General features: G+C 72.2%; 15 protein-coding genes. 7 read left to right on the forward strand and 8 right to left on the reverse strand.

Going from position 1 to position 18,523, the window contains the following annotated elements:
* Window positions 1-333: 333 nt before the first annotated feature.
* Genes ACFYMU_RS04770 through ACFYMU_RS04780 form a run of 3 tightly spaced genes read right to left on the reverse strand, consistent with a single transcriptional unit; the run spans window position 334 to window position 4,176 of the window.
* Complete coding sequence (locus tag ACFYMU_RS04770; protein ID WP_388367776.1) at window positions 334-1,395, reverse strand: ABC transporter permease; 1,062 nt, start codon at window positions 1,393-1,395, stop codon at window positions 334-336.
* Window positions 1,396-1,405: 10 nt separating this feature from the next.
* Window positions 1,406-2,968 (reverse strand): sugar ABC transporter ATP-binding protein, encoded by a 1,563-nt coding sequence (locus ACFYMU_RS04775; protein ID WP_388367779.1) that lies wholly within the window; start codon window positions 2,966-2,968, stop codon window positions 1,406-1,408.
* Window positions 2,969-2,988: 20 nt separating this feature from the next.
* Window positions 2,989-4,176, reverse strand: coding sequence for a sugar ABC transporter substrate-binding protein (locus tag ACFYMU_RS04780; RefSeq protein ID WP_388367782.1), 1,188 nt, complete (start codon window positions 4,174-4,176; stop codon window positions 2,989-2,991).
* Between the two features lie 571 nt (window positions 4,177-4,747).
* Between ACFYMU_RS04780 and ACFYMU_RS04785 the strand changes: the two genes are divergently transcribed.
* Both ACFYMU_RS04785 and ACFYMU_RS04790 read left to right on the forward strand, forming a co-directional pair.
* Complete coding sequence (locus tag ACFYMU_RS04785; RefSeq protein WP_388367785.1) at window positions 4,748-5,533, forward strand: IPT/TIG domain-containing protein; 786 nt, start codon at window positions 4,748-4,750, stop codon at window positions 5,531-5,533.
* A gap of 146 nt (window positions 5,534-5,679) precedes the next feature.
* The gene (locus ACFYMU_RS04790; RefSeq protein WP_388367787.1) at window positions 5,680-6,678 is read left to right on the forward strand and encodes an IPT/TIG domain-containing protein; all 999 of its coding nucleotides are present in this window, start codon (window positions 5,680-5,682) and stop codon (window positions 6,676-6,678) included.
* A gap of 28 nt (window positions 6,679-6,706) precedes the next feature.
* Here the strand turns inward: ACFYMU_RS04790 and ACFYMU_RS04795 are convergent, their stop codons facing one another.
* From ACFYMU_RS04795 to ACFYMU_RS04815, 5 genes are all read right to left on the reverse strand, one after another.
* Window positions 6,707-6,904 carry a hypothetical protein gene (locus ACFYMU_RS04795; RefSeq protein WP_388367790.1) on the reverse strand — a complete coding sequence of 66 codons (198 nt, stop codon included), beginning with the start codon at window positions 6,902-6,904 and terminating at the stop codon, window positions 6,707-6,709.
* Between the two features lie 1,508 nt (window positions 6,905-8,412).
* On the reverse strand, window positions 8,413-8,820 hold the full coding sequence (gene msrB, locus ACFYMU_RS04800; protein ID WP_388367792.1) for a peptide-methionine (R)-S-oxide reductase MsrB: 408 nt from the start codon (window positions 8,818-8,820) through the stop codon (window positions 8,413-8,415).
* A gap of 13 nt (window positions 8,821-8,833) precedes the next feature.
* Entirely contained in the window at window positions 8,834-10,219 is a 1,386-nt protein-coding gene (gene murC / locus ACFYMU_RS04805) for a UDP-N-acetylmuramate--L-alanine ligase (RefSeq protein WP_388367795.1), read from the reverse strand.
* Window positions 10,220-10,303: 84 nt separating this feature from the next.
* Window positions 10,304-10,777 (reverse strand): indole-3-glycerol phosphate synthase, encoded by a 474-nt coding sequence (locus ACFYMU_RS04810; protein WP_388367798.1) that lies wholly within the window; start codon window positions 10,775-10,777, stop codon window positions 10,304-10,306.
* 230 nt (window positions 10,778-11,007) lie between these two features.
* Entirely contained in the window at window positions 11,008-11,811 is an 804-nt protein-coding gene (locus ACFYMU_RS04815; protein ID WP_388367801.1) for a pyrimidine reductase family protein, read from the reverse strand.
* Window positions 11,812-11,848: 37 nt separating this feature from the next.
* On the opposite strand from ACFYMU_RS04815, the gene zapE reads away from it, so the two are divergent.
* The 5 genes from zapE to ACFYMU_RS04840 all read left to right on the forward strand — a co-directional run bounded on the left by zapE (window position 11,849) and on the right by ACFYMU_RS04840 (window position 18,522).
* Window positions 11,849-12,949, forward strand: a complete 1,101-nt coding sequence (zapE, locus tag ACFYMU_RS04820; protein ID WP_388367804.1) for a cell division protein ZapE — start codon at window positions 11,849-11,851, stop codon at window positions 12,947-12,949.
* 527 nt (window positions 12,950-13,476) lie between these two features.
* Window positions 13,477-14,961, forward strand: coding sequence for a SulP family inorganic anion transporter (locus ACFYMU_RS04825; protein WP_388367807.1), 1,485 nt, complete (start codon window positions 13,477-13,479; stop codon window positions 14,959-14,961).
* A gap of 143 nt (window positions 14,962-15,104) precedes the next feature.
* Entirely contained in the window at window positions 15,105-16,010 is a 906-nt protein-coding gene (locus ACFYMU_RS04830) for a slipin family protein (protein WP_388367810.1), read from the forward strand.
* Between the two features lie 196 nt (window positions 16,011-16,206).
* Window positions 16,207-17,481 carry a threonine--tRNA ligase gene (gene thrS / locus ACFYMU_RS04835; protein ID WP_388368005.1) on the forward strand — a complete coding sequence of 425 codons (1,275 nt, stop codon included), beginning with the start codon at window positions 16,207-16,209 and terminating at the stop codon, window positions 17,479-17,481.
* A 180-nt stretch (window positions 17,482-17,661) separates the two neighbouring features.
* Window positions 17,662-18,522, forward strand: coding sequence for a PPK2 family polyphosphate kinase (locus ACFYMU_RS04840; RefSeq protein ID WP_388367812.1), 861 nt, complete (start codon window positions 17,662-17,664; stop codon window positions 18,520-18,522).
* Window position 18,523 lies beyond the last annotated feature (1 nt).

The raw sequence follows: 18,523 nt of genomic DNA on the forward strand, positions 1-18,523 counted from the left end.
CCGGACATTTGTCGTGCGGGTACGACCGGACCGGCGGCCGTCGCCGCGGAGGTGGCCGCCCGCTGCCGGCCGTCGGCGCGCCGGGGCCGGTGGCGTGCCCCCGGCCCCGGCGCCGACCGCGGCCGTCGCCATGTTCCGCCTGCCGCGGCACCATGAGAAAGAGCCCGCACCGCAGTGCGGACTCGACTCGATCCGGAGCCTCGGACCTGCCCCGTACGCCGTCCGCGATGCGGTTTCACGGCGGTACGACGAGGCGGTGCCCTTCGGCCCTTCCTGCCCCGGCCGCACGGCCGCCGCCCCCGCGCAGGGCGGGGGCGGCGGCCGTGGGTGATGTCATGCCTCCTGTGGCGGCCTGCGGCGCCGCAGGAGCCGGGCGATCGCCGAGGTACGGCCCGCGGTGTCCCGCCGCACCGCCAACCCCACGGCGAGCAGCAGCGCCAGACCGTTGAAGAGGTCCGGAATCCACACGGGCGCCCCGGCCAGTTGCAGTCCCTTGACCCCGGTCGCCAGGACGTAGACGGCGATGGCGGTGCCCCACACGTTGTAGCGGCCGCCGCTGAACTGCGTCGATCCGAGGAACGCCGCGGCGAACGCGGGCAGCAGATACCCGGGCCCGATGCTCGGGTCCCCCGTGGCCAGCCGGGAGGAGACCAGAGTGCCCGCGGCGGAGGCGATCACACCGCACGCGATCAGCGACAGCACGATCGTGGTGGAGGTGCGCACGCCGGCCAGCCGCGCGGCGTCGAGGTTGCCCCCGGTGGCGTAGACCCGGCGGCCCGCGGGAGTGCGCTCCAGGACGTACCAGACGGCCAGTGCCACCAGCACCAGGAAGTAGACGGGGTAGGTGATGCCGAACAACTGGCCGGTGGCGAGTTCCTGGTAGGGGGCCCCGAGGTCGAGGATCTGCTGGCCGTCGGAGATCCAGCTCGTGAGCGCCAGCAGCACCGAGGACACGCCCAGGGTCGCGATGAACGAGTCGATCCGGGCGCGCACGATCAGCAGTCCGGCCGCCAGCCCGATGGCGGCGCCCGCTGCCAGTGTGAGCGTGACGGTGGCGGGGATCGGCAGGTGCTGGGACAGCAGCCATGCCGACAGCGTCGAACCCACCGCGACCTGGGACCCGATGGCCAGGTTGAAGACGCCGGCCGACAGGGGGACGACCAGACTGATCGCGGTCAGTGCCGTGATGGCCTGGTCGTCCAGCATCGCCTTCCAGGTGTCCCCGTCGAGGAAGGTGTTCGGCACCCACAGGGAGAAGAGGAGGAACAGCGCGACGAAGATCCAGAGGGCGCTGATGCTGCGGAAGGACAGGGCATGACGGAGTGTGCGGGCCGGGCCCCCGTGCACGGGTGACGGGTTCTCGGTGCGCGTCTCGGTGTGGTCGATCACGGTCATGTGGCTCATCTCAATCAAGTGGGTCGCTGGACGCGGACGTCATGGACAGCCCGAGACATTCGCTGATCAGGCGGGCCTCGCTGAGTTCGTGGCGACCGAGTTCGGCACTCACCCTGCCGTCGCGGAAGATGAGGACCCGGTCGCAGAGATCGAGGATCTCCCCCGTGTCCGTGGAGGAGACGAGGACGCCCGTGCCCGCTGCGCGGGCTTCGGCGATCAGCTCGTGGATCGCGGCCTTGGCGGCGATGTCGACGCCCTGGGTGGGCTCGTCCAGGAGCAGGACCGCCGGCGCCATGCGCAGCCATCTGGCCATCACGATCTTCTGCTGGTTGCCCCCGGAGAACAGGCGCAGCGGCCGGTCCGGCTGGGGCGGACGCAGCGCGACACGGTCCGTCCAGACCCGGGTCTCCTCACGTTCGGCGGCCCGGTCCAGGTGTCCGAACACGCCGCGCAGCGGACGCAGCCACGGAAGGGTCAGATTCTCCCTCGCCGTCATCGTCATGACGGCTCCGTGCCGCAACCGGTCGGCGGGGACGTAGGCCAGTCCCTGCCGGATACCGCCGGCGGGGTCGGCGGCCTTCAAAGGGCGTCCGGCCACGGTCACCGAACCGGCGTGACGGTCGATGGCACCGAAGAGGGCGGCCGCCAGATGCTCGCGACCTGAGCCGAGCAGTCCGCAGACTCCGACGATCTCGCCCTCGTGGACATCGAGATCCACGCCCTGCAGAACGTCGGTGACCAGGCCGCGCGCCCGCAGCGTGCCGGGGCCCCGCCGGGCGGCGTGTTCCCTGCGGAACTCGGCCAGTTCGCTTCCCGCGATCAGGGCCACCAGCCGGTCGTGGTCGACCTCGTCCGCCGGGACGTCGGCCACGAGCCTGCCGTCCCGGAGGGCGACGACGCGGTCGGACAGCCCGAGAACCTCGTCGAGGCGGTGGGAGATGAAGACGACTCCCGCGCCTTCGGCGGCCACCCGGCGCACCGCGTCGAAGAGCAGATCGGCCTCGGCCGCGCCGAGTGCCGCGGTCGGTTCGTCGAGCACCAGTACGTTGCCCGTCGGTGACCAGTCGCTCATCGCGCGAGCGATGGCCACGATGGTCCGCTCGGCAGCCGTGATCCGGGTGATGGGCTCCGTGACGTCGAAATCGCCGCCGAACCGCCGGATCATCCGTTCCGCGGCCCGGCGCTCCTCGCGCGCCTTGACCGGCCGAAGGCCCCGCCGCCCGAGCGGACGGGCGATGTCGAGGTTCTCGATCGTCGACAGACCGGGCACCAGGCCGAGGTCCTGGTGGATGAACCGTATGTCCCGGTGCTCGATCTCGGCGCCCGGGTCGGGCACATGAATGCCCGCCAGGATCTTGACCAGCGTGGACTTTCCCGAACCGTTCTGCCCGACGACCGACACGACCTCACCGGCGTTCACCTGGAAGCCGACGCCGTCCAGGGCTTTGGTCCCGGCGAAGGACTTCGACAGACCGTGGACGCGCAGCAGCGGACGCGCACCGCCGCGATCACCCTCGCTCGCCGGCGTGCGGGCGGGTGCCGGCGCGTCGGGCAGATCGGCCGTGCGGGGCACCTGAGAAGCGGAGTCGCCCATCAGCCGGCCTTTCTCGCCTTGGCCCAGAGCTTGGAGAAGCGCTGCACGAAGTCCGGGTAGGCCGAGAAGCCCTTGCTCACGTCGGCCGGGAGATCGTCCTTGGTGATCAGCTGCAGGGGGATCTCGCCGGTCTTCTCCGCGGCGGTGAGGGGCTGCCCGGTGGCCAGGCGCACGGCCGCGTCGAGCTGGGTGAAGGCGAGCACACCGGCGTCCAGGCCCACGGCGGCGTCGATGCCTCCGTTCTTCATGTCCTGCAGGTTGGACGGCACGGGTGCGGAGCCGGCGATCTTCACCTTGGTGATGCCCGCGCTGCGCAGCGCGGGCGGCAGGCCGGTAGCCGTCTCCAGGCTGCTGAAGAGGGCGACGTCGGTGTCCGGATGCGCCTGGAGGTCGCTCACCACTCGGCTGGGCGCCCTCGTGCCGATGTCGGAGAGGGGAATGTCGACGTAGCGCACCGTGCATCCCGGGCAGTTCGTCTTCAGCTCCGCCGTGAACGCGTCCGTCTCGACCTTGGTGAAGTCGAGTTCGGGATTGCGGTACCAGGCGATGTTCGCGTCGCCGCCCGCGGTGACGACGGCCCAGTCGGCGAGGATCCTGCCCTGCCGCTCGTAGCTGAGCGGTCCGTTGACCGGCGCGTCGATGCCCTGCTCGGGACCTCCCATCACGCCGGCACCGACGATGGGGATGCCCGCTTGGTGGGCCTTCTTGATGCTCGCGCCGACCGAGCCGAGGTTGACCGCGGGAAGCAGCAGCGCGGCCGGGTCGTCGGCGGTGATCGAGGACAGGGCGGTCTGCACGCCGTCGGCCGAGGCACCGCTCTTGACGGTGTCGACGGGCGCCGTGCCCATGGTCTTGGTCCCCATGCCGTAGAGCTGGGCGAGCAGGGCGCAGAACGGGGAGGCGCACTGCATGAAGGAGATGCGCCGGCCGGACGCCAGTCCTCGGGCGAGGGGCTGGTCGACCGGGAAGGGCGTGGGCTCGGAGTAGGTCTCGACGACCTGCTTGGCCGCGGCCATGTTCGCCTTGCCCTTCGACGCGTGCGAGCCGCCGTCGCCGTCCGTGGCTGTACAGCCCGTCACTGTCAGGCATGCCGCGGAGGCCAGAGCCGCCAGGGCGCGAATGCCCCAGGGGCGCGGGAGGGCTCTTGCCGCCCGGGACGTACGGGCATCGCTGGAGATGGACATCATGGCCTCTTCTCGCCGGTGGCTGAGTTCCGCGGCGGGAGCAGCCGCCGATGCCTCGAGCGAGTCGCCCGGAACCGCCGACCGCGTCGTCGTCCCTGCCGACGGGGTGTGACGGCCAGCTTGGCCGCACCGGAGAGCCACGGCATCGTCCACTCGACGCGCCTGAAACGGCTGTTTCGGTGGCGGGACCCGAATGCTTCGGCAGGGCGCGCTACGACATTCGTCGCATCGGGAACCGGCCACCGGCGAGCGCGCCGGCCGGACGCGGCATGCCTGCCGTAGGGAATCGACAAGTAGTGCGCCCAGCACACAAAAGGCTGAACAGGACATCAATATGACAATCACGTAAGCAACTGATGCCCCTATATGCGCTCTGCCTGGCCCCTCTCCGTCTCGCTTCAATGGCATCAGGCGAGACAAACCGCCGGGCTGTTCCCCGTGCGGCATCTCAGGTTTTTTCGTGACCCCCCACCCGCCCACCGTCGGCCGGTCGCGCCGCACGCGCGCACCGCTCACGGTCAGCCGCAGGACTCGCCTGCCAAGGGCGGCACAACGAGCGCAAGGAGACCTTGCCATGCCAACCCTCACCTCGCTGACACCCGCCCAGAGCCACAACGGGATCACCCTCACTCTGACCGGCACGGGGCTGTCGGGCACGACCAAGGTGAACTTCGGAACGAAGAGCGTCACTCCCGCCACCGCCACCGCCACCACCGTCACCGTCGTCATCCCCGTGCTGTGCGGTGGCCAGATCCCCGTGAGCGTCACCGCGGGAACCACGACGAGCAACTCCCTCGCGTTCTACTACATCGATCCCCCGCAGCCCACGGCCCTCAGCTCCGGTACCGGCCCGGCGGCCGCCACCACGCTCAGCGTCTTCGGCAGCGGTCTGCTCACCGCGACCGGGGTGACCTTCGGCGCCGTGGGCGCCGGCACCGCGCTGGCCGTCGTCTCCGACAGCGAGCTCACCGTCACCTGCCCTGCGCACGGCGCGTTCACCACACCCACCGACACGGTGGACGTCACCTGCACCACCGCCGGAGGCACCAGCATCCCGCTCGGCGCCCCCACCCAGTACACCTACTACGACGTCCCGACCGTCACTTCGCTGTCCCCCACCTCGGGAGGGGTCGGCACCGACACCACCGTCACCGGCACCAATCTCGTGAGCGTCAGCAGCGTGACGTTCACACCTACCGGCGGAGGCGCCTCCGTCGAGGCCAACTTCTCGAGCTTCTCCGCCACCAGCGTGGTCGCCACCGTCCCGTCGGGGCTCGCCGCGGGCACGTACGACGTCCAGGCCACGACTCCGGGCGGCCAGACCGCGGTCGTCGCCGGCGACGTGTTCACCGTCACCTGATCCGCGGACCCGCCCGGGCCCGAAGCGCCGTCGGCGCCTCCACGGTCGGCCGACGGGTACCGCCCGGCGAGCGTGGAGCCGCCGCGCCCCGGCCGGCACCCGTCGGCCGGGGCGCGGCACCCGAGCAGTGCAGGAAGGAACAGGCCATGGCCCCTGTAGTGACCAGTCTCGATCCCAACCAGGGACGGGCCTCGGGCGGGACCTCGGTGACGGTCAACGGCAGCGGCTTCACCGGGGTCAGCGCGGTGCGGTTCGGCACCTTCTCGGCCTCGTACACCGTGATCAGTACCACCCTGATCGTCGCCACCTCACCGCCGGGCTCCGGGACGGTCGGCGTCACGGTCATCGCGACATCGGGCACGAGCAACAGCGTGCCCTACACCTACATCGCGGCCCCTGCGCTCACCTCCCTGGCGCCCCATCAAGGGCCGACCTCCGGAGGGAACACGGTCACCCTGACCGGCACCGGTCTGTCGTCGGCCACCGCCGTGCGCTTCGACACGCGTCCCGCTGTCATCACCGGCAACACCGCCACCCAGATCACCGTGGTGGCGCCGGCGGCGCCGCCCGCCCCCGCCGACGTCACCGTGACCACGGTGGGCGGCGTCAGCGGTCCGCTGCCCTACTTCTACGTCCCGGCCCCGACCATCAGCCGACTCGATCCCTGGCGGGGCCCGCTCTCCGGCGGAAACACCGTCACCATCACCGGGACCAATCTGACGCTCACCAGTGCCGTCCAGTTCGGAACCAGCCCGGCCACCGGCATCGTGGTCGACTCGGACAGTGTGATCACCGCGAAGGCCCCCAGCGGCTCGGGCACCGTGACCGTCAGCGCCACCACACCGGGTGGCACCAGCGCCTCCGGGTCGGGCACCGCGTACTACACCTACCTCCCGGCTCCGGTCGTCAGCAGTCTCGCCCCCGCGTCGGGCCCCACCCTCGGCGGGACCACCGTCACCCTCACCGGCAGCGGCCTGACCTACACCGACGAAGTGCTGTTCGGGGGCGTTCCGGTGCCCTTCGCGGCCGTCTCCGACACCAAGGTCGTCGCCGTGACTCCCGGAGGGACACCGGGCACGGTGACGGTTGTCGTGCGCACCCCGGCGGGCACCACCTCGGGCATCCCGTACCAGTACGTCGCCTGAGGGGTACGGCTTCCGGTGGCGCGAACCGTCACGACGGCACGCAATAGACGGCGGCTCGGACGAAGTACGTCTGCGTGGTCGAGAGGTTGTGGAAACTGACGGTCCAACTGCCGTCGGGATCCGAGCCCGGGCTCGTACTGCGGAAATTGAGCACGGGGACGACCTCGTTGCCCCCCACCCAACCGCCCGAGATCGCCTTCTGCCCGACGGGGCAGACGGCGACCACGGCCACGGTCTCCCCCGGTGCGATCGGCGTCTGATCTCCGAAAACGGTAGAGACGACGGCGGTACCGGAAGGACCTTGAGGCCCGGCGGGTCCGGTGGCCCCGGCATCGCCCTGCGGACCCGCAGGACCGGTGGCCCCCGTCCCACCCTGAGGACCGGCAGGACCGGTCGCCCCGGCATCACCTTGCGGACCGGCGGGCCCGGTGGCTCCCGTCCCGCCCTGAGGACCGGCAGGACCGGCAGGACCGATGGCCCCGGCATCACCCTGCGGACCGGCAGGGCCGGCGGGTCCGGTGGCCCCGGCATCACCTTGCGGACCCGCAGGGCCGGCGGCCCCCACCCCACCCTGAGGACCCGCAGGTCCCATAGCCCCGGCGTCGCCCTGAGGACCCGCAGGACCCATAGCCCCGGCATCGCCCTGAGGACCGGCAGGGCCGGCAGCCCCCGTCCCGCCCTGAGGACCCGCAGGACCCATAGCCCCGATATCACCCTGAGGACCCGCAGGCCCAGTGGCTCCCGTCCCACCCTGGGGACCGGCAGGCCCAGTGGCTCCCGTCCCACCCTGGGGACCGGCAGGACCGGCAGGACCGATGGCCCCGGCATCACCTTGCGGACCGGCGGGCCCGGTGGCCCCTGTCCCGCCCTGAGGACCGGCAGGACCAGCAGCCCCTGTCCCACCTTGAGGACCCGCAGGACCCGCAGCCCCCACCCCACCCTGAGGACCCGCAGGACCCGCAGCCCCCACCCCACCTTGAGGACCCGCAGGGCCGGCAGCCCCCGTCCCGCCCTGAGGACCCGCGGGCCCGGCGGCCCCCGTACCGCCCTGAGGACCCGCAGGACCCGCAGGACCGGTCGCCCCGGTGGCGCCCTGAGGGCCCGGGGGACCTGGTGGACCCTGGATACCCGGCTCGCGGCACTCCGGTACGGGACCCGAGACCCGGACGTAGCGGGCAGCCACCCAGCCCGACCGGTTCGCAAGCCTGTACCACGCTGCATCGCCGTCGACGCTCTCGCCTCGCGCCTTGCACCACACACCGATCCGGGCGTCCCCCGGGTAACGGCCCAACGGGGCGGAGCGGCTCGTCGGTTGTGCGCGGATGCTCAAGCCGTTCCTCGCCCTGACAATCCCGCGAGCCCCGGCCGGGGGCACGCCCCGCTGTACTTTCGCGGACGTGGTTCCTGACAGTGCGGCGCCCGTTGTCCCCTGAGCTGCGGCCACGGGCGCCGACACCTCACACGCCAGACCGAGACTCACCGCTCCCAGCGCAAGCGATGAAACAACAATCCTTCGCATCACAAACCACCACAGCTTCCGTCGCGCGGGTGCGTTCAAGGGAGACGGGAGGAGACAGACGCAGAGGCACCACCAAAGGACCAAAGGTCTGATGACGAGACGCATATAACCGTATGTCACACTCTCTCACCGGCAAGGACCGTGCCGCGCACGGCGCGTCCCGGCAGCCTTCGCCCCGGGCTCACTCTCGGTGGAGACGGTGTCGACCGCTTCGGTCAGCTCTCTTCAGGGATCAGGCGCAGGGAAATCGAGTTGATGCAGTACCGCTGGTCCGTGGGCGTCGGGTAGCCCTCTCCTTCGAACACGTGCCCGAGGTGCGACCCGCACCGCGCGCACCGCACCTCCGTGCGCACCATCCCGTGCGAATCGTCGGGCACGAGTTCCACGGCTTCCGTGTCGCGCGGGTCGTAGAAGCTCGGCCAGCCGCAGTGGGACTCGAACTTGGTGTCCGAGGTGAAGAGTTCCGCGCCGCAGGCGCGGCAGGAGTAGACGCCCTTGGCCTTGGTGTCCGTGTACTCACCGGTGAACGCGGGCTCCGTGCCGGCCCGGCGCAGGACCGCGTACTCGGCCGGGGTCAGCTCCGCGCGCCACTGCTCGTCCGGCTTCTCGACGTCGTACGCCATGCGTGTCAGCCCCTCACTTCGACAGACGGTCCAGGATCCGCGGGCCCAGGTCCGTGACGTCACCCGCGCCCATGGTGAGAACCAGGTCACCGGGCTTGACCATTCCCGCCACCGCGGCCGGGACCTCCTCACGGGCGTGGACCGCCTGCACGTCCGCGCCGGCCGCCCGGGCCGCCTCGATGATCAGCTCGCTCGTCACGCCCGGGATCGGGTCCTCACGGGCCGGGTAGATGTCCATGACGACCGACGCGTCGGCCAGGGCCAGCGCCTCGCCCATCTCCTTGCCCAGCTCCTGGGTGCGGGAGAAGAGGTGGGGCTGGAAGACCACGAGGATGCGGCCCCGGGTGCCCGCCCGCATCGCCTCCAGGTCCGCTGTCATCTCGGTGGGGTGGTGCGCGTAGGAGTCGACGACCCGCACGCCGGCCGCCTCGCCCTTGAGCTGCAGACGGCGCTTCACCCCGGTGTACGCGGCCAGGGCCGGGGCCAGCTCCGCCGCCGGCACGCCCAGCGCCACGCCCGCCGCCAGCGCCGCCACGGCGTTCTGCGCGTAGTGACGGCCGGGGACGGAGACCGTGAAGGTCAGCTCCGAGCCGTCCAGGTCCACCGTCACCCGGCTCGTCATCCCCTGCGGGACGATCGAGCGGATGCGCACGTCCGCGGAGTCCGACTCGCCGTACGTCACCGTCCGCACCGACCCGTCCAGTCGCCGCGTCAGCTCGCGCGCGCCCTCGTGGTCCGCGGAGATCACCAGCGTGCCGCCGGGCACGATCCGCGCCGCGAAGGTCTGGAAGGACTCGTAGATCTCCTCCATGGACGCGTAGTTCGCGTGGTGGTCCAGCTCGACGTTGAGGACGATCGCGACCTCGGGGGCGTACGTGTGGAAGCTGCGGTCGCTCTCGTCGGCCTCCGCGACGAAGATCTCGCCGTCGCCGTGCAGGGCGTTCGAGCCGGGCGCGTCCAGGTCGCCGCCGATCGCGTACGACGGGTTCAGGCCCAGCTCGGTCAGGGACACCGCGAGCATCGACGTCGTGGTCGTCTTGCCGTGGGTGCCGGCGACCGCGATCGGGCGCAGCCCGTCCATCAGCCGGGCGAGGGCGTCCGAGCGGTGGACCACGGGGATGTCCCGTTCGGCCGCGCGTGCCAGCTCCGGGTTGTCCGCACGGATCGCCGAGGAGACCACGACGCAGGTGGCGTCGTCGGCGAGGTTCCCCGCCGCGTGCCCGATGTGCACCGTCACGCCCAGCGCGCGCAGGGCCTCGGCGGTCGGCGAGTCCTTCGCGTCGCTGCCCGCCACCTGGGCCCCGCGCTGCGCGAGGATCTTCGCAATGCCCGACATTCCGGCGCCGCCGATGCCGATGAAGTGCGGTCGGTCCATGGCGGTGGGGAGGCCGGGTGCCATGCATGTCTCCTGAGTGCTGGTACGGCGAGGTTCAGCGGCCCAGCCTATGCCGTGGCGCCCGGGACCACGTACACCGACCGCCGGCTACGCCTTGCGGTGCGAGAACAGCTTCAGCACCGGCACGCCCACCTTGTGCCGGGCTCTCGACGCCCAGTCCCGGTGGAAGAACTCCTCCACGTAGTGCGGGTCGGTCAGCACGAGCACCTCGTCCGCCTCGACCTCCTCGACCAGCGACCTGAGCGCGTCCAGCGGGTGGTCCTCCACGAGGCGGCCCTCCGCCGCACTGCCCGCAGCGCGCAGCGCGGACAGCGACACCTCCAGGGCCTGCTGCCCCAGGGCCGCGGCCTGCTCGCCCTCGGGGGTCTCCCGCTCCCGCGCCGCCTCGTCCAGCTCTCCCAGGGCGATGTCGTCGATGGCCCGCAGCAGGCGGTCCGCCTGGTCGCCGCGGGGCTGCAGCAGGACGTGGAAGGAGACCGCTTCCTCGCCGTGCAACGTGGTGACGAACTCCACGTCAGCGGACGTGAGGGCCTTCTCGATCATCAGTACGCTCGTGAACACGACAGGCGCCCCTTCTCCTTCGAGGCCCTCGGGGGCCTCTCTCCTCCGTGGGCCGTCGAGGCCCTGCGGAAACCATCCTGCCCCGTGAGTGCACGGGATCTGCGGCATTCAGTGTGCCCGCCGGGACCGAACGGAATGGGTAATTCCACAATGTCACGGATGCACGGGTGGATACCGGGACGGAAGGGATGACGGCCGCACCCGGGTCGCCGCTGAGGCGATGGCGGACGTCAGGTCCGGCGGTAGCGGCCGAACAGGAACCCCTCTTCTTCCAGCAACGCCGCCAGCGTGAACCTCTTGGGCACGGCGACCGAGGGCCCTCCGGCGATCCGCTGCGCGTCGCCCGCCGTCAGCATCGGGGACACGGTCAGGCACAGCTCGTCCAGCACCCCGGCGGCGACCAGCTGCCCCAGCAGGCGGGGGCCGCCCTCGGTCAGCAGCCGGGTCATGCCGAGCTCCGCCAGAGCACGGACCGCCCGGGCCGGCTCCACCCCCATGCCGTCGCCGGCGATCAGCACCCGGGCGCCCGCCCGCTCGGCCGCCGCGACCCGGTCCGGCGCGGCCGCGGCCCCGGTGAGCAGGAGCGTGGGCACCAGCGGCGAGGTGAACAGCGGCAGCGAGAAGTCCAGCTCCAGGCTCGCGCTCACCACGGCGATCGCGGGCGCGGGGCCCTGCCCGGCCGCCTTCCGCAGCTCCGCGAAGCCCTCACGCGCGCGGGCCGGACGGTACTTCTCCTGCCGCACCGTCTCGGCTCCCACGATCACGACGTCGGCGAGCCCCCGCAGGGTGCCGAAGATCCGCATGTCGGTGGCGCCGGAGATGGGCTGGGAACGCCCCTCGTGCTGGGCGGCGCCGTCGAGCGTGGAGACCATGTTGGCGCGCAGCCAGGGCTCCCGGCCGCCGGGAGCGGGCTCGGGATAGGCGTACGCCGCCGCCAGTTCCTCCAGCGTCCACTCGCGGTCGACGAGATCGCCTCCGGGACGTGCGGCCGACAGGGCCGCTGTTTCGTCGGTCACAGGGAACAGGCGTCGCATGCCGTGCAGTGTGTCACGGCCTTTAGAGTGGTGAACCGTGTCGTCTTCCACCACCGCCTCCCGGACCGCACCGATAGCCGAAGCGGCTCCGCTGTCCCTGTGCGCCCGCGAGCCGCACGTCCCCGCCGACCGGCTCGTGGCCGAGATGGTGCCGCCGCCGCGCTTCGACTCGGTCCGCTTCGCGACGTACATCCCGGACCCGAACCAGCCCAGCCAGAGCGAGGCGGTGCGCGTCCTCGACGGCTTCGCCGCCGGTCTCGGCGACGCGCGGGCGACGCCCGCCCGGCGGTCGTTCCTCGGCTTCGGGAAGGCGAAGGCCGGCAGGACGCCCGCCGGCCCCCGCGGCGTGTACCTCGACGGCGGCTACGGCGTCGGCAAGACCCACCTCCTCGCCTCCCTCTGGCACGCGGCCCCCGCCGAGCCGGCCCTCAAGGCGTTCGGCACCTTCGTGGAGCTGACGAACCTGGTGGGGGCACTCGGCTTCCAGCAGACGGTCCGGACGCTCTCCGGCCACCGCCTGCTGTGCATCGACGAGTTCGAGCTCGACGACCCCGGCGACACCGTCCTCGTCTCCACTCTGCTCGGGAAGCTCGTGGACGCGGGGGTCGCGCTCGCCGCCACCTCCAACACCCTGCCGGGCAAGCTCGGTGAGGGGCGCTTCGCCGCCGCCGACTTCCTGCGGGAGATCCAGGGGCTGTCCGCCCACTTCCGCGCGCTGCGCATCGACGGCGAGGACTACCGCCACCGCGGACTGCCCGAGGCGCCGGCACCGTACGACGAGGAGCAGGTGACGAAGGCGGCGTACGCCGCCGAGGGCGCCTCGCTCGACGACTTCACGCAGCTCCTTGAGCACCTCGCCCGGGTCCACCCGAGCCGGTACGGGGCGCTGACCGACGGGGTGCGGGCCGTCTGCCTGACCGGCGTCCGGCCGGTGCCGGACCAGTCGACGGCCCTGCGGCTCGTCGTGCTCGCCGACCGGCTCTACGACCGCGAGGTCCCGGTGCTCGCCGCCGGAGTGCCGTTCGACCGGCTGTTCGGCGAGGAGATGCTGAAGGGCGGCTACCGCAAGAAGTACTTCCGGGCCATCTCCCGCCTCACCGCCCTCGCCCGTGACGCCAAGGGCCTCGTCACGCCGTAGCAGAGTCAAACACTCGTACGCCATCGACGAGTTCCGGTCATTCTCACCTCGGTTTTTGGGCTCTTCTTTACCTGAAGCGCGAAGTCGGCCCTGCAAAGGGACCGGCCGGGATACCGTGATGCCGTGGCCCATCGGCGGACGCCGTCACCCATGGCGGAACCCCCGAGGCACACCGGCGGACGCCCCGAGCGGGGAGGGAGGCGCATGGCACGAGGCACGACGGTCCGGCTCGCACCGACGATCCCCTCCGCCGCCCTTCCCGCCCTGCCGCTCCCCGACCCCGGCCCCACCCCCGCCCCGCGTGCCGCCCGGCCCGTGTCCCCGCCGATGTCCAGACCCCCGGCCGCTCCCGCGGCACTTCGGGTGTCCCGCCACTGAGCGGTTCACCGGGTACGGGCTGACCGCCCCCTCCCTCCCCCACGCCCCGTCGGCCGAGCGCGCCGACGCGGGGTCATGCCGTCGTACCCGCATCTGCCACGTTCTCGTACACCGACGCGCCGTCGAGACGCGCCAGGAGGAACTGACACATGCAGCCCCTCGTCGATCACACCCGTGCCCAACGGTTTCCCCATCTCAGGCAGGACATCGCCGCCTCCCTGGTCGTGTTCCTGGTCGCGCTCCCGCTGTGCGTGGGCGTCGCTGTCGCCTCCGGCGTACCCGCCGAACTCGGGCTCGTCACCGGCGTCGTGGGCGGCATCGTCACCGGGCTCATGCCCGGCAGCAGCCTCCAGGTCTCCGGGCCGGCGGCCGGGCTGACCGTGCTCGTCTTCGAGGCGGTGCGGGAGCTCGGGCTGCCGGCCCTCGGCGGGATCGTGCTCGCCACCGGAGTGCTCCAGCTCCTGCTGGGCGGCCTGAAACTCGGGCGCTGGTTCAGGGCCATCTCGGTCTCCGTCGTGGAGGGCATGCTGGCCGGCATCGGTCTTGTCCTGATCGCCGGACAGCTGTACTCCCTGGCCGGGTCCCGGGCCCCCGCCTCGGGCCTGCAGAAACTGGCGGGGCTGCCCGGAGCGCTCGTCGACGCCGCGGGGAGCTCCCGCGCGCTCGCCTCCCTGGCACTCGGCGCGGGCACCGTCGCCGTCCTCGTGCTGTGGCGGCGCCTGCCGCGGCGGGTGCGCTCGGTTCCCGGGCCGCTCGCCGCCGTCGGTCTCGCCACGCTCGTCGCCGCGGTGTCCGGCCTGCCGGTGGCCACCGTCGAGGTGCGGGGCCTGCTGGGTGCGATCCAGCCGCCGCCGCTGGACGCCTTCGGCGGATCGGCGGGCGTGGGCCTGTTCGGCACGGTCGTCGCGTTCACCCTGATCGCGTCCGCCGAATCGCTCTTCAGCGCGGCCGCGGTGGACCGGATGCACGACGGTCCGCGCACCGAGTACGACAGGGAGCTGATGGCGCAGGGCGCGGGCAACGCGGTCTGCGGGCTGCTCGGCGCGCTGCCGATGACGGCGGTGATCGTACGCAGCGCGGCCAATGTGCACGCGGGCGCCAGGACCCGGGCGAGCCGGGTGCTGCACGGCGTGTGGCTGCTGCTGTTCGCGGCGCTGCTTCCGTCCGCGCTGGCCTGCCTGCCGGTCCCGGCTCTCGCGGGCGTCCTGGTGTACTCCGGCGCCAAGCTCATCCCCGTCCGGGAGCTCCTCGCGCTGTGGCGCGGGTACCGGGGCGAGGCGCTGATCCTCGTGGTCACGGCGGTGTCGATCGTCGCCGTCGGCATGTTCGAGGGCGTACTCATCGGCCTCGCGCTGTCCGTGGTGAAGACCGCGTGGCAGGCCTCGCACGTGAAGCTGGAGGTCATCGACAAGGGAGCGGGCCTGGTGCGGGCGTATCTGTCGGGCAACGCGACCTTCCTGCGGCTCCCGAAGATCCTCGCCGGCCTGGAGGCGCTGCCGCAGGACCGGCCGGTCGAACTGGACCTGTCCGGGCTGCACCACCTGGACCATGCCTTCCACCGGGCCCTGGAGGACTGGGCGCACCGGCACAGCGGGGACGGCACGGAGCCCGTACGGCTCACGCCCGGCGGCTGAGGGGTGGCCCGGCTCCTGTCGGGTGGCTCGGCCGCCTACGGGTGGCACCTCCGGCCCTCGCTTCCCCGGACCCGGGGGAATATCGTGGCAAGGGCAGACATAAGGGACGAACAGTAACCAGACCTCTCGACGAGGGGGTCGTCATGCTCCAGGACCTGGTGGGTGCCCTCGTGGCGGCCGCTGCCGTCGGGCTCGTGTACCTCTGGGCGGCGGCACGGGTCGTCAAGCAGTACGAGCGCGGAGTGGTCTTCCGGCTCGGCAGGCTCCTCGGCGACCCCCGGCCGCCCGGCTTCACCACGGTGATCCCCGTGGTCGACCGGCTGCAGAAGGTCAACATGCAGATCGTGACGCTGCCGATCCCCGCACAGGAGGGCATCACGCGGGACAACGTGACCGTGCGGGTGGATGCCGTCGTGTACTTCAAGGTGATCGACGCGGCGAGCGCGCTGATCACGGTCGAGGACTACCGGTTCGCGGTGTCGCAGATGGCGCAGACCTCACTGCGCTCGATCATCGGCAAGAGCGATCTGGACGATCTGCTGTCCAATCGGGAGAAGCTCAACCAGGGCCTGGAGCTGATGATCGACAGCCCCGCCGTGGGATGGGGCGTGCAGATCGACCGGGTCGAGATCAAGGACGTGTCGCTGCCGGACACGATGAAGCGGTCGATGGCCCGGCAGGCGGAGGCGGACCGCGAGCGCCGGGCCCGCGTGATCAACGCGGACGCGGAGCTCCAGGCGTCGAAGAAGCTGGCGGAGGCGGCCGGGGTGATGTCCGGCCAGCCCGCGGCGCTCCAGCTGCGGCTGCTGCAGACGGTGGTGGCCGTCGCCGCCGAGAAGAACTCCACGCTCGTCCTGCCGTTCCCGGTGGAGCTGCTGCGGTTCCTGGAGCGGTCGACGCATGAGCACGAGGCGGCCCCCGCGCGCGACGAGACGCGCCCGGCACCGACGCCCTCGGTGGAGGCCTCGGTGGAGGAGGCCCCGGCACCGGGAACGGCCTCCGAGGCCGCCCCCGTGTCCCTCACGACCGACCCTGCCGACGACGACTGACCCGCCCACGGCGCCCGTGGAGAAATCCCGCGCGCCGTCGGGGCGCCGGCTGCTAGCGTCGCCGCATGCAGCGCGCCCCCCTGTGCACGACGACGCCGGAGAGTGTCCCGGCGCGCTGACTGCTGATCTGGTCCGAAGCCCCGGGGCGAGTGCCCCGGGGCTTCGGCGTGTGGTCGCACTCTCCCTCGATCTCCCGATCTCCCGGCTTCGCCCGAGCAGCGAGGTACCCCGCCTTCGAGAGGAGACCCGAGCCATGCACGACCACCGCCGCCTCGGCCGCGAGCTCGACCTGTTCGACACCGACCCGCTGATGGGCGCGGGCCTGCCGTACTGGCTGCCCGACGGCGCCGTCGTCCGGCACGCCCTGGAGGAGTACGTCCGGGACGCCGAGCGCCGCGCGGGCTACCGGCACGTGTACTCGCCGGTGCTCGGCAAGCGCGAGCTGTACGAGCTGTCCGGGCACTGGGCGCACTACAGCGAGGACATGTTCCCGCCCATGCGGCTGGGCGGCGAGCAGGTCGTGCTGCGCCCCAGCCTGTGCCCGCACCACGCGCTGATCTACCGGTCCCGCACCCGCAGCTACCGTGAACTACCGCTCCGTATCGCTGAGTTGGGTGGCATGTACCGCTCGGAGCCGTCCGGTGTGCTCGGCGGGCTGACCCGCGTACGGGCCATCCAGCTGAACGACGCGCATGTCTTCTGCACCCTGGAGCAGGCGGTCGAGGAGGCGGAGAGCGCGCTGCGGATGATCGGCGAGGCGTACGCGGCACTCGGCATCCGTGCGGCCCGCCACCGTCTGTCGCTGCCCGGCCCCGGCGGCAAGTACGTCGCGGACCCCGGGTTGTGGCGCCGGGCGTCGGCGATGCTGCGCGAGGTCCTCGACCGCGGCGGCGTCGCCTACGACGCCGTGGAGGGTGAGGCCGCGTTCTACGGCCCCAAGATCGATGTGCAGATCGCCGATCCGGCGGGCCGCGAGTCCACCCTCTCCACCGTGCAGATCGACTTCCACCAGCCGGAACGCTTCGGCCTGCACTACATCGGCGCCGACGGCGCCCGGCACCGCCCGGTGATGGTCCACCGCAGCGTCATCGGCAGCCTGGAACGGGCCGTCGCCCATCTCCTCGAGGTGCACGGCGGAGCCTTCCCGGCCTGGCTGGCGCCCACCCAGGTGGTGATCCTGCCCGTCTCGGACGCCGAGTCGGAGCAATCCGTGCGACTGGCGCGCCGCTGCACCGACCGGGGGCTGCGGGCCCGGCCGGCCGCTCCCGGGGAGGGCACTCTGGGCGCGCGCGTACGGGCGGCGCGTCTGGTTCCGTACCAGATGGTGATCGGTCCCGAGGAGGCCGCCGACGACCGTGTCGCGCTGCGGCTGCGCGACGGCCGTCGCCTGGCGCCGCGGCCCGCCGGGGAGGTGCTGGGCCGCATCGAGGCCCTCGTCGCCCGGCGGGACACCCGCCTCTGGGACCGCTGACGCGAGCCCGCCGGGCCCGACCCCCGCCTCCGGTACCGCTGACGCGAGCCCGCCGGGCCCGACCCCCGCCTCCGGTACCGCTGACGCGAGCCCGCCGGGCCCGACCCCCGCCTCCGGTACCGCTGGCGCGAGCCCGCCCGCCCGGCGCACCATCGGGGGGAACCGACGGAAGAGATCCCCATGGCGAAGAAGCACGACGAGACTCCCCTGCGTGGCCTGCTCCGCCTTCCCGTCGGCGAGTCCGTCGACCTGTCCGCGCACGACGCCGGCGCCACCCCGGGCGGGCCCGGCGGCAAGTCCGCCGGGCACGCGGCCACCGCCCGGCTCGGCAAGGAGCTCGCCGGCCTGCAGGAACGCCTGTGGGCCGCGGCGACCGCCGGGGACCGCCGCCGACTGCTGCTGGTGCTCCAGGGCATGGACACCAGCGGCAAGGGCGGCACGGTCAAGCACGTCATCGGTCTGTTCGACCCGGCGGGCTGCCGTATCCGCGCCTTCAAGGCCCCGACGCCCGAGGAGCGGCGGCACGACTTCCTGTGGCGCGTGGAGCAGGCGCTGCCGCGGCCCGGCGAGATCGGCATCTTCGACCGCTCGCACTACGAGGACGTGCTGATCGCCAAGGTCCGCTCCCTGGCCCCGCAGGACGAGATCGAGAGCCGCTACGCACGGATCAACACCTTCGAGAAGGCGCTGGCGGACGACGGTGTCACGCTCGTCAAGTGTTTCCTGCACATCTCCCGCGACGAGCAGCGCCGCCGGCTGCTGCGGCGCCTCGACAGACCGGACAAGCACTGGAAGTTCGACCCGCGCGACATCGAGGAACGGGCCCTGTGGCCGGCGTACCGGCAGGCGTACGAGGCCGCCCTCACGCGCTGCGTCACCCCCGCGGCCCCCTGGTACCTGGTCCCCGCCGACCACAAGTGGTACCGCAACTGGGCCATCAGCAGGCTGCTGCTGGAACACCTGCGGGAGCTGGACCCCCGGTACCCCGAGGCCGACTTCGACGTGGCGGAGTGCCGGACGCGGCTGCTGAGGGAGTCGTGAG

Source organism: Streptomyces sp. NPDC007264 (assembly GCF_042869095.1).
GTDB lineage: Bacteria > Actinomycetota > Actinomycetes > Streptomycetales > Streptomycetaceae > Streptomyces.